Origin of the sequence: Paenibacillus sp. FSL L8-0663, assembly GCF_038008125.1 — a bacterium.
Lineage (GTDB): Bacteria > Bacillota > Bacilli > Paenibacillales > Paenibacillaceae > Paenibacillus > Paenibacillus polymyxa_D.
Genome location: NZ_JBBOYM010000001.1, coordinates 3642149 through 3653699, shown reverse-complemented (window position 1 = coordinate 3653699; position 11551 = coordinate 3642149). Strand labels below are relative to the sequence as shown.

11 protein-coding genes and 2 tRNA genes are annotated in these 11551 nt (G+C 40.2%); 10 read left to right on the top strand and 3 right to left on the bottom strand.

The annotated features are described in order from the left end of the window. Nucleotides 1-19: 19 nt before the first annotated feature. The 9 genes from pyrF (at nt 20) to MKY75_RS15905 (ending at nt 5642) form a co-directional block, all read left to right on the top strand. Entirely contained in the window at nt 20-814 is a 795-nt protein-coding gene (pyrF, locus tag MKY75_RS15945; RefSeq protein ID WP_340885908.1) for an orotidine-5'-phosphate decarboxylase, read from the top strand. Continuing rightward, on the top strand, nt 811-1452 hold the full coding sequence (pyrE, locus tag MKY75_RS15940) for an orotate phosphoribosyltransferase (RefSeq protein ID WP_013311063.1): 642 nt from the start codon (nt 811-813) through the stop codon (nt 1450-1452). The genes pyrF and pyrE overlap by 4 nt, the downstream gene beginning before the upstream one ends. 147 nt (nt 1453-1599) lie before the next feature. Continuing rightward, on the top strand, nt 1600-1764 hold the full coding sequence (locus MKY75_RS15935) for a hypothetical protein (RefSeq protein WP_014282411.1): 165 nt from the start codon (nt 1600-1602) through the stop codon (nt 1762-1764). A gap of 124 nt (nt 1765-1888) precedes the next feature. After that, nucleotides 1889-1962 (top strand) — tRNA-Ile (locus MKY75_RS15930). Nucleotides 1963-2391: 429 nt separating this feature from the next. Continuing rightward, nucleotides 2392-2649 (top strand): YolD-like family protein, encoded by a 258-nt coding sequence (locus MKY75_RS15925; protein WP_340885906.1) that lies wholly within the window; start codon nt 2392-2394, stop codon nt 2647-2649. A gap of 251 nt (nt 2650-2900) precedes the next feature. Beyond that, a complete protein-coding gene (locus MKY75_RS15920; protein ID WP_340885904.1) occupies nt 2901-3752 on the top strand; it encodes an abortive infection system antitoxin AbiGi family protein in 852 nt (283 codons plus the stop codon). Between the two features lies 1 nt (nt 3753). After that, the gene (locus MKY75_RS15915; RefSeq protein WP_340885902.1) at nt 3754-4920 is read left to right on the top strand and encodes an abortive infection system toxin AbiGii family protein; all 1167 of its coding nucleotides are present in this window, start codon (nt 3754-3756) and stop codon (nt 4918-4920) included. Nucleotides 4921-5122: 202 nt separating this feature from the next. Next, a tRNA-Met gene (locus MKY75_RS15910) sits at nt 5123-5188 on the top strand. 175 nt (nt 5189-5363) lie between these two features. After that, nucleotides 5364-5642, top strand: coding sequence for a hypothetical protein (locus tag MKY75_RS15905; protein ID WP_340885900.1), 279 nt, complete (start codon nt 5364-5366; stop codon nt 5640-5642). A 226-nt stretch (nt 5643-5868) separates the two neighbouring features. Here MKY75_RS15905 and MKY75_RS15900 read toward each other — a convergent pair whose 3' ends face one another. Then, nucleotides 5869-6201, bottom strand: a complete 333-nt coding sequence (locus tag MKY75_RS15900; protein ID WP_340885898.1) for a hypothetical protein — start codon at nt 6199-6201, stop codon at nt 5869-5871. A 292-nt stretch (nt 6202-6493) separates the two neighbouring features. Next, entirely contained in the window at nt 6494-7990 is a 1497-nt protein-coding gene (locus MKY75_RS15895; protein WP_340885896.1) for a GDSL-type esterase/lipase family protein, read from the bottom strand. Between the two features lie 168 nt (nt 7991-8158). Between MKY75_RS15895 and MKY75_RS15890 the strand changes: the two genes are divergently transcribed. Next, nucleotides 8159-10420, top strand: coding sequence for a helix-turn-helix domain-containing protein (locus MKY75_RS15890; RefSeq protein WP_340885893.1), 2262 nt, complete (start codon nt 8159-8161; stop codon nt 10418-10420). Here the strand turns inward: MKY75_RS15890 and MKY75_RS15885 are convergent. Continuing rightward, nucleotides 10417-11316, bottom strand: coding sequence for a carbohydrate ABC transporter permease (locus tag MKY75_RS15885; protein WP_013311057.1), 900 nt, complete (start codon nt 11314-11316; stop codon nt 10417-10419). The two genes, MKY75_RS15890 and MKY75_RS15885, sit on opposite strands and share 4 nt — an antisense overlap. Between the last annotated feature and the right edge of the window lie 235 nt (nt 11317-11551).

Here is an 11551-nt window from a genome sequence, read left to right as displayed (position 1 = left end):
CATCAGCTTCGGCTGACGGATGTCCTTTATCACGGGCAAATGCACCCGAATTGACGTAAAAAGGGGATGGAGAACGGTGAATGGAGCATTTCAGCAGATGGCAGGACGGCTGATGGTTGCGTTAGATTATCCCAATGCACAACAGGCTGAGCAGTTAATTCGGCAGCTAGAAGGGATTCCTTGTTATATAAAAGTAGGTATGCAACTGTTTTATAGTGCAGGGCCAGCTTTTGTAGAACAGCTAAAGTCCAGAGGATACTCCGTATTTCTAGATTTGAAAATGCATGATATCCCTAACACGGTGCGGGGAGGGGCAGAGAGCATTACCCGCTTAGGTGTAGATATGTTCAACGTACATGCTGCTGGGGGCGTTAATATGATGTCAGCCGCTAAAGCTGGTGCAGAAGCAGCTATTTCCGCAGACAGCTCGCTTTCCATGCCGCTCATTATTGCAGTCACACAGCTGACCAGCACGGATCAGACGACTATGAATAAGGAGTTGGGTATTCCTGGTACGGTGCAGGATGCAGTGGTTCGTTACGCACAACTGACCCGTGAGGCGGGACTGGATGGTGTGGTAGCTTCACCTTTGGAAGTGCCTGCTATTCGTGCTGTATGTGGATTAGACTTTAAGACGATAACTCCTGGCATACGCCCGGCAGGTAGTGCTACAGACGATCAGTCGCGTGTGCTTACACCTGGCCAAGCCATTGCACAAGGCAGCAGCTACATTGTCGTTGGACGTCCTATCACCGCAGCAGCAGACCCACGCGCCGCAGCGGAACACATTATTGAGGAGATGATACAAGTATGACCACATTCAATAGTATACCTGAGCAAATTGCATCCCATCTGTTACGTATTCAGGCGGTGGCATTGCGCCCACAACAGCCTTTTACATGGACATCTGGCATTAAATCGCCAATCTACTGTGATAATCGCCTGACCATGTCCTACCCGGAGGTGCGCGAGCTGATCGCAGACTCATTTGCTGCTCTTATTCGTGAGCAATACCCCGAAACTGAAGTCATTGCAGGGACAGCTACAGCAGGGATTCCTCATGCAGCCTGGGTGGCGCAAAAGCTAAATCTGCCAATGGCCTATGTAAGGGACAAAGCCAAAGGACATGGGAAAGAAAACCAAATCGAAGGCCGTATTAGCGCAGGTCAGAAGGTTATGGTTATCGAGGATCTTATTTCTACAGGAGGCAGCTCCATTAAAGCAGCACAGGCCGTAGCACAAGCAGGCGCTCAGCCATTAGCAGTACTGGCCATTTTCAGCTACCAGCTAGACAAAGCGACTCAAGCCTTTGAAGAAGCGGGTGTGGAGCTGCAAAGCTTGTCCAATTATACAGCCCTGATGAACGTTGCCTTGCGTGAAGGAACCATTCAGGAAGAAGAGATGGAACTGCTGCGTTCCTGGCGCCAGGACCCCGCTTCCTTTGGTAAATAAGATGAGCTATAGAGGCCAATAGGTCTAATGATTAGAGCGATTCGTACTCTTTGCTAACCATTGTAGATTGTTATGGCCCAGGCCGTGTAAATCGAATTCGATCCGGTTACACTAACTCCTACCATCATGTGAAAAGAGGGAGCTCGGATGTATTGGATTTACTATGGCAGACTGTACACGACTAAATTTCAGGCAGGATGTCTGGCAAAAAGGTTGGAGCACGACGGCTGGATGTATGGCTACAATGATCCCCGCGCAGTGGAGGTGTACCGCTCGCGCAAAGGTCGTTATGGTGTCCGATTTATTCCGTAAGTCCACGAAAATAATTTTTTAAAAGAAAATTTGCGAAAGACTATTGACGAAACGCAAGAAAATGTTGTATATTAATTAACGTTGCTGTTATGAATATGTGACGTGAATATACATGTTTTTTTGAGGGCCCTTAGCTCAGTTGGTTAGAGCGGTCGGCTCATAACCGATTGGTCGGGGGTTCGAGTCCCTCAGGGCCCATTTCCTCAAAAACCCTTGCTTAGCAAGGGTTTTTTGTTATTTATAGAGGGTGAAAAAATGGAGGGAAGTAGCATTTAAAAAGGGGCGATTATCATTTGCTAACGTGAATTTATTTTCGAGGTTTATCGCCCTTACTAATAAGCTACGTCATCAATGGTAAATCTGCAGGTAAGGAATTATATTGGAGCATTGTTTCTTTGTTGACCCAACGTAATTGATCATGATCTATTAATTGAATTTCACCCAGATACCCATGTTGCCCAAAATGCAAAATGTTTTATAGTAGTCTATCAGACATAGGAAGATTATTTTATCTGAAAACCTCTTGAACAGAACATGCATTTGAATCGTAATTTGTACATAAAATTTCAGGAGGCGGATTCAGTTGGGAAAGAAGCTTGAGGAAACGGAATATTCGAGAGTTCGCGGGTGATCATTCCAGAGAACAAGGAAGCTTATTTAAAGCTTATGAAAGATCGCCAGCGTCGCGGTAAGCCGGAGTTGGACGACCAAGAGGTGCAATTGATTGCGCAGGTTCTCATGGACTCTTACAATTCGTGTACGGCTGTCACAATGGAAATATTTAACCTATTTGATGATGCGGAGTCGATAGGTGTGGTTACATCAATATATACCAGTCGGAGGGAAGTGATGTTGTCCCAGGAGAAGATGATTTTAGTTGAGTGAAGCTAGAATAAATTATATCTGTCTGTACATAATCAATATTATTGGAGACCCTGGGATAATCTTAGGGTTTTTGTCATAAATACGTAGAATTTGGAAAACTAACGTGGTATATTTATCCTACAACTAAATGCCTATTTTTTATATAGAAGAATCAGTAAACATACGTTTCGTTTAATTTAGCAAGCTTTATTCTAACATTGATTAAAACACTAAGAAACTGTCAGTTCACAAATAGAAAGGAAGTTAGTAGTTTGGATAATGCTCAAGTCATAAAAGAGCCAATATTAAGTTTTGGTGAAAGCCAAATAATTTTTCATGAAAATGATGGGTATGTGCCACCAGAGCAAAGTGCGAATGTCTTATTTAATTTTATGAAAAATTTAGACTATTTGAAGCTTATTTTAACTGATAAAGCTATGGTACCCCGTTATTATGAAGAAACCTTAAATTATCTTAATATTGTAAATATAAAGAGTATAGCATTTCCGATGACATGTTTTTGTGATATACATTTAAATAAATTGGTTCCCCATATGAGTTTTTATGGTCATTTTGGAATTGGTCTCAATAAAGAATGGGGAATAAAGAAAGGAATTCAGCCCATTCATTATATAAATGTAGAATCACATCTTAAACATGATTTTAGTAGAATCTTTGAATATGCATTAAATCTCAGCGCAGAAGAAAAGAGCGGATTAAATAACGAGTACGATGATTTTCTGCTAACTAATTTATTATATATGAAGCCTCTCAATGGAAAAATGCTAAGAAATGAAAAGTACGAGGAACGTAATTTTCATGATGAGAGAGAGTGGAGGTACATTCCTAAGTTAAGTGAGTCAAGTACTGATCTTCCACTATTAGTCCCTCCAGAACAATTAAATCCAAAAGCTTATAATATATACTCTAATGGGCTACGTCGTTGTCAAGATTTGTGGCTGAAATTGGATTATAAAAATATAAAATATTTAATTGTAAAAGGAGAAGAAGATAGAAAAGAATTAATTTCTTTTATTGAGACTGAAATTAGTGCCGAAACTATAGAGAAACATATTTTAATATCTAAAATATTAGTTTTCGATGAGTTGAAGGAGGATTGGTAGTATGTTTTCTAGTTTTAAAAACGCTTTTCAAAAGCAGAATAAAGATTTTGCAATGCCTAAAGAGATAATTGAATATTTAAACGAACAACTTCCTTCTACTCTTAAATATAGGCATCTTGGAGAAGGTGCTGTAGCAATAGTTCCAAATGGTCCCGAATTTAACTTCAACATTCGAGTAAAAGTTCCAAATGATTTTAAACCCAACTCTCCTGAAGAGTTACTGGAGTTCTTTTATAGAACACAACAAAAAGTTTCTCTCGAAGGTGAAGTTATATCTATTAATGGCACGGAATTTCGTTTGGAGGAGCTAGTTAAATTTCCATTACATGAAAAGAGTTTATTAAATAGTACCTTAGTTCTCCAACCACATCCTTTCCAACCACCTTTTCCTCTGTTAATTGAGGGTGGGGGGATAAAAAAAGAACTGTTGTTTCAACGACAACCTTATGCAGATATGCATAAAAGTCTGTTTCAGAGTGTAAACGAAGGTCCGTTAATGGTTTCCTATATTCTTAATGAGGAATTAGGCAGTGTAAAGTTTACTTTTAACATGAATATTGAAAACTCTAAAACTGTGGAAGAGATTGTAGAAAGTTTAAAATTATTTAATGCTTGCCAGACTGGTACATTGAAAATACTAAATGAACAGATGCCGGAGACTGCTGATTTGAATAATGAGGGGATACTAGAAACAATTGATTTTTGGAATAGGATACTAGCATTAGAAACCAGATTAGGAATAGTATTTACTCCAGAGTTTCCAGTATCAAAAGAAGATGCATTATGGTTTGATCGATTATATAGATCATTTATTGAGAACAAGCCATACAAGCAATATATAAAAATTGATAAGTTCTCAACTACAAATTATGAAGGAATTGCTAAAGAAAAATTACAAAATATTGATGGAGTTAATCTTAATTTCATTCAAGAAAATGATCTGAGCATAATGGGAGTCACACTTAAATTATACGAATCTACAGGATTTTTTAATTTTAAAATTAATGATCTTATAGAAACAAACCCTCAGCAAAAAGCATATGATATTTTAATTGAACCTAGCAGTGAAGAAGGAGTTTACTGTTCAATAAGAAGTTTCGTTAATTTAGACGAGGCAAAAGAATACCTTAGTGAATTTGAAGAACTTCGAACTGCAGAGGTGTTGTAATAGACAATATTCTTCATTTATCTTAACAATGAATAATTTGTGAAGCCAGTTCAGCTTAGCTTAATTTAACGACATGTAATTAAGCTGCCACTAGTGATAAACTGCTAACGAACTCATTAAAACTTAGTGATATTAGAACTAGCAAAACCATTGATAAACACAGTTTTACGATCAAAATTAATTTCTAAATGATGTTTTAACTAGCTAAGTTGGTTAGAGCGGTCGGCTCATAACCGATTGGTCGGGGGTTCGAGTCCCTCAGGGCCCATTTCCTCAAAAACCCTTGCTTAGCAAGGGTTTTTTTGTTGTTTACATTCGCTGCTTTCTTCATCGAATTTGTTTTGGAGAGGTACATCGTTTATCCTAGTAAAAGGAAAATCAAGGAGTGAGGTAATGAAAACATTGGATGGTCTCTAGCTTCCCGTAAGGAGGTTAGAGACAAATTGAGTAGAAGTGTGAAAAGGTCACCTGTTAAGAAGGATCAAGCTACACGTTGGATAAAGAGACAAGCAAGTAAAGCAGTACGCAGATATACCCAAGGAGTATCATCAGGAAGTTGGTACAAAAAAATATATTGTTCTTGGAATATTTGCGATTTTAGAATTCTTGAAACATACCAGCAAGCAATGCATGATTGGGAAATCAATCATACTTTATGGAACAAGCAAATGAGTTATCAAGAGACTGCTAAAGAGTGGGCCAAATATCATAAGTGGAAATGAAAAAATCACTGGTCATGGGAAGCACCAGTGATTTTTTAAAGCTCAGAGAACAGAACATTGAGTAGCAAAGAGAGGGGTGGCCTTAGCCCGTCCTTTTTTAATAAGTCTCCGAGTCAATAAATTCGAAGCTTCTCATGATTACGTCGTAATAGCTAGTAGAAATATAGGTCCAATAAAGAAAGCACTGTCCCAATAAACGGACAGTGCTTTCTTTACCGCTTTTTACTTAGGATACCTTAACGGTATACACCATTCTCAATTTACCGTTACCGCTGTAAATCTCAACTCTTGCGCTCGTTGCAGTGGTGGTTGTTACCACGCCGGAAGAGGAGACTGTGACATTTCCGCTCGCCACTTTATAAGTATCGCCCGGGTAATTTGACAGCGCATAGGAATAATTTCGTGGCAATGTAGCCGTTCTGTAATATACTCCGTTAACTTCTACAACAGGCGTAATTACTGGCGAAGGACCTACTGCTGCGGACGCACTAGGGACGATGATACTACCAATTAGCCCCAAAGACATTGCTGTTGTTAATAAGATTTTCTTAGTATTCATAAAAAATTCCTCCTGATGTATGATATGAGCTCCTAAAATATACCATGTAAAATTATTGATTTCGCTTTATTCGACAAATGTTGTCAAAATAATACAAAAAACGATTCTAAAGTCCTATAAGATACAAAATAATTAAAATATGACAATTAAAGAAATTTATTTTATTGTACTGTATTTTTGAACTATTCTCTGTAGCCGGGCCATCTCTACCTAATCGGAATAAAAAAACGGACGTCAGAGTGATTAGCTCCAAGCCCGTTTTTCGTATTTGTATTCTTTCTAGTTCTTGATATCAGTTGACAAGTTGATGTGCAAGTCTCTCATCGCTGTCTAGATTCCTTTCTACCATACGCTGTTTTAATGCAGACAGTTCCGCACACTGACGAATGGCTTCCGCTATAAGCTGGGCGACCTGTTTGGCTCCTTTGTCAGAAAAATGGGTATTATCCGTTATACCAGCGGGGTAATTAGGGTGCGCTTTTTCAGGCAAATACATAAATAGCTGCTGGGACTCTTTTTCACCCATGGAACGATAAAGCTGCTGAGAAGCTTCAAAAATATCGAGCAGGGGTGTTTTGGTTTCCGCGGCTACTTGTCTCATGGCAGCGGGATAGGCTCCTACAGCCAGCGGATCAGGTTCACCGTTTGCGGTGAATCGGCGGCGGCTTACAGAGGTCAATAGCACTGGAATTCCACCACGCTCTCTAGCGGACTGAATGTAATGAATTAAGTTTTGACGATAATCTCCATCAGGATCGGTATAGCGAGTGGGATCTTCTTTTTTCTCATCGTTGTGTCCAAATTGAATAAACAGATAGTCTCCAGCTAGAATATCTTTTTCAATATCAGCTAATCGGCCTTCTGCTATAAAAGATTTGGTGCTTCGCCCATTGACAGCACGATTGTCCACATGAACAGACGGTGCCAAATAGCTTTGCAAGTGTTCACCCCAGCCTGTCATCGGTTTTTCGGTAGCCCCTTTTTGAGCTGCAGTGGAGTCCCCGGCGATAAACAGTCGAGTTGTGATCTGTTGTCTCGCCCGAGCATATCCATGTTTTTGAAGCCAAGTTTCCGCCAGATTGAGCCATTGATGGCATTCATGGTTGTCCTCTGACAGTCCCAAGCCGTGTCGTCCTTCCTCAAATACATGCAGTTCAAACGGAATACGTTCCCTGGATAATGAAAAAGCGAACAACAGACTATTTTCTACCGGTACAGCGCCATCATTGGCTGTAGTCCACATCAAAGTTGGAGGTGTCTTTGAAGTCACTTGCCGATCGGATGAAAAGGCTTGAAGCTGTTCCAGCGTCGGCTGTTCCCCTAAAAAATGCGTACGGCTTCCGATATGTGTATAAGGCTCATAAAATGAAATTACAGGGTATCCCAACAACAGAAGATCTGGCTTTACCGTCCCTATAGTGGAGACAATGGAGGCCAAGTGACCGCCTGCTGAAAAACCGATGAGCCCCACTTGGTCAGGGATGACCAGCCAGTCATGCGATGTTTGGCGAATCCATTGCAGAGCATGTTCTACATCCTCCAACAAGGAAGTAATCTCGAAATCACCGACTTGATACTCCAGCACACCCGCATGAATACCTAGATCGTTTAACCACCGAGCTATAGGCTCTCCTTCATGTGAGGCCAAATGCTCGTAACCACCGCCAGGTAATACCAATATAAAAGGACGAGCTTCACCAACTGCTACGGGATAGAGGGAGAGAAAGGAAGTTTCTGACGGAAATTCTTCTTTTACAATCGGTTCTTTAGGACTAACAACATGTAACATAAGTAATTCCTCCAAATTTCTTTTTAACTGCCGCCAACCAAACAAAATCGACTTAAATTGGAATGATACGGATGTAAAAAATAATGCACACGTGAAAAAAATGATTTAAACCTTGTTATGAAAGCGCTATAATTTTGATGTGATGCAAAGAGCCAGAGGGGGAGCGCAATGAAAAAAGGAAGAATGTTCTACACCATTTTTATTACGATTCTGGTTTTAGGAATAGGATTTGTGGCCAGTTTTGGCAGCTACATCTATTTTACAACAATTAGCTCCGTTGTGGAGAGGGTTTCCAATACCAAGCAAAGCTATATGGCACAGATCAGAAATAGCCTGGAGCAGAAAATTCAAACGATTGAATATGCTTTTAATACGTATAGCACGACCAGTTCCTTTAATGATGTTGTGAAAAATCCCATTACAGAAAAAGATTTTATAGCGTATCGGAATGTGAATACTCAGCTCAATTATATTGCTACAATGGGATTAGAGGGAACGGAATATTCACTCATCAGTCTGGATCAGAATTGGAGAATCTCCAATGGAAGCCTGTCTTATTTGACGAAAGCAGAAAGGGAGAAGCTGGTTAATACCTATATCGACCATCAGAATCAGGGACTATTCTGGGTTAAAACAGATAAAGGGATTCGTTTTGTTAATACCTTGCCTGTATTCTCTAAGAAGAAGCAAGCCATTGCTCTGTCGGATATTTCGCTGCAAACATTAAATCATACGATTCAAACCGAGGATCATATGGCTGTTTTTATCTTGAATAATCAAGGCGATTTAATGTATGAAACCCAGCCTGCCGAACAATTATTGTCCACCCAGCAGCTCCAGCATATTTCAGAAGCCACAGTGAAGCCGAGCAACACAGGTATGCTAACTTTGGAGAAAACGGATCAGCAGCCTGCACGACAAGTCATTTACGCCAAATCTGCCTATAACAATTGGACTTACTTAACAGTATTAGATAAAAAAGAAATTGCGGATGCCTTTCAAACGACCAAATTTGGGATCATCATGATGGGACTTGTATTAACGCTCTTAATGGTGGTAGTGGCGTACTTCATTGCCATTTACTTTACAAAGCCATTTCAGCAAATAAAACGAAGCTTGCCTAAAAATCCTAATTTCGCTTTCAAAAATGAACCTTCTAAAAATGAAATTGAATGGATTATTAATTCCATCGATAACATTGTAACCGAGAAGGAAAGCTTGGAAAGTCTCATTCAGTCCGAAATGCCACAGTTGGAAACCCAATTGATTCTCAACCTGTTCCGCAAACGTATTTCTGCAGAGGAATTGGCACGAAAAATGCCACGCTTGGGTTATCCGCAGATCGAGAATCAAATGTATATTACCTTGTTAGTCCAACTGGATAATCTGGGAGATCGAGATCCCTCGGATAAAGATGTTTTGCTGCTGGCTATTAACAAAATCGTAGAAGAAACGATTCCAGAGCAGCAGCGAATGCTTCCCATCATTTTGAACGATAACACTCAGGCCACCATATTAATTTTGACAGGGTTGAGCGAACAGGAAATGAGAAAGCAAGTCTTGGATGATGCGACCCTTTTGGTTCGAAACGTAAAAGAGTATTTAAATGTTTCCATCAGCATCGGCATTAGTACGGCGTATGATAACTTATTAGAAAGTAAAGAAGCCTGTGAGATGAGCAAGCAAGCTTTGCATCACCGTTTAAATTTAGGCAAAGAGTCGATTATTTTTTATGAAGATATTTCCATGGTCATTTCAGGTCCGGTGCTGCTCCATTATCCTACGGAATTGGAATCAAAACTATTTGATGCCATCCGAATAGGGGACGAAGAGCAGGTATATCATACCGTGCACTCATTATTAGAGGAAATGATGATAAAAAACAATCATTCCATGAACTTTGAGGTGCTGTTGGTACGGTTTGTGAATAACCTCATCCAATTGGAGCAGCTATTAGGGATTGAAGTGCTGCTGACGCAAGACAATCATGCCTTGTATCATCGTTTGCTGGACATCCGTAATCCGGAAGAGATAGAACGTATGCTGATAGAGCAAGTTATTTTCCCCATGGTAAAAAGCATGAAGGAGAAGACCAACCAGCAATTCCGCTGTCTCTCGGAGAAAATTGCTGCTATTATCCGTGCTGAATATGACCAGGAATTATCATTAGAACTCATTGGAGACCGACTTCATTACAATCCGAATTATTTAAGCAGTATTTTCAAAAAAGAATACGGAACGACGTTTAGTGAATATCTGATGGGCTACCGGCTGCAAATGGGTAAGAAGTGGCTCGTTGAGACAGATATGACGATTAAAGAAATCGCCGAGCGACTGCAATATCATAATTCGCAAAACTTTATCCGCTCTTTTCGGAAAAAGGAACAAGTTACACCGGGAGCTTACCGAAAGATGAAGCAAGCCAATTAACCTTTAACCGCTCCTAACAAAGCTCCTTTGACAAAGTGCTTTTGCACAAATGGATACACGATTAACATCGGAACGGTCGCAATGACAATGACCGCCATCTTAATCGTCTGCGCAGGCGGAATGACATCTACAGCAGTTCCTTCTGCCTGCATACCACTGGAAACGATTACAATTTGACGTAGCAAGACTTGAATCGGCCATTTGGCAGAATCATTGATATAGAGAATGGCGTGCATATACGTATTCCAGTAGGCAACAGCGTAGAATAGAGAGATGGTGGCAATAGAAGGCAGGGCTAATGGCAACATAATTTTAAAGAAGATACCAAAATCGTTGCACCCGTCCATCTTGGCTGATTCCTCCAGATCATCTGGCAGCGCCTGAAAGAAGTTACGCATGATAATCAGGTTAAACGCATTAATGGCCACAGGAAGAATCAAGGACCAATACGAATTGATAAGCCCCATGCTTTTTACAACCAGGAATGTTGGAATCATCCCCCCACTAAACAACATAGAAAACACGACAATGAAGTTAATCGTATTGCGGCCGAGTAGATATCTTCGGGATAATCCATAAGCCATAAAAGCAGTAAATATCATACTTACAACTGTACCGACGATCGTTACGCCGACCGAAACCCCGAGACCTCTAAAAATGGTGGGAGTCGACAGAATATAGCGGTAGGCATCCAAGGAAAAAGTAACTGGGAATAAAATGAACTTCTTGGCTATCACTTCTTCCGTTGAGGCAAAAGAGCTGGCGATGATATTCAAAAAAGGCAAGAGACAAGTGAGGGCAATGAGAATCAATAGTGTACTGTTTACAATGTTGAAGATACGGCTGCCCAGCGATTCTTTTTTTCGTAATTTTTGTTTTCGTAATGGCTGTGTCATGTGGTTGACCTCCTTGTAATCGTTTACATGGCAACCTTATCAAGAGGAAAGAATTCCGTATATAATCAAATCTTGAGGTGTTCTCTAAGCCTGGAAAAAAGCGAATGATCATTAGGTTGTGTAGTAATCATTAGCTAAGGTGAAAGGTTGAAAAGTAGGCTGCACACCCAATTTTGTAAACGCTATCATTTGGTGATTATATGCGGAATGCTGAAAATCGCATACTCTTGAAAAC

Coding starts and splice junctions, on each gene's coding strand:
- MKY75_RS15885 (WP_013311057.1), bottom strand. CDS start 11,316: ATGACACAGCCATTACGAAAACAAAAATTACGAAAAAAAGAATCGCTG.
- MKY75_RS15900 (WP_340885898.1), bottom strand. CDS start 6,201: ATGAATACTAAGAAAATCTTATTAACAACAGCAATGTCTTTGGGGCTA.
- MKY75_RS15915 (WP_340885902.1), top strand. CDS start 3,754: ATGTTTTCTAGTTTTAAAAACGCTTTTCAAAAGCAGAATAAAGATTTT.
- MKY75_RS15935 (WP_014282411.1), top strand. CDS start 1,600: ATGTATTGGATTTACTATGGCAGACTGTACACGACTAAATTTCAGGCA.
- MKY75_RS15890 (WP_340885893.1), top strand. CDS start 8,159: ATGAAAAAAGGAAGAATGTTCTACACCATTTTTATTACGATTCTGGTT.
- pyrF (WP_340885908.1), top strand. CDS start 20: ATGTCCTTTATCACGGGCAAATGCACCCGAATTGACGTAAAAAGGGGA.
- MKY75_RS15895 (WP_340885896.1), bottom strand. CDS start 7,990: ATGTTACATGTTGTTAGTCCTAAAGAACCGATTGTAAAAGAAGAATTT.
- pyrE (WP_013311063.1), top strand. CDS start 811: ATGACCACATTCAATAGTATACCTGAGCAAATTGCATCCCATCTGTTA.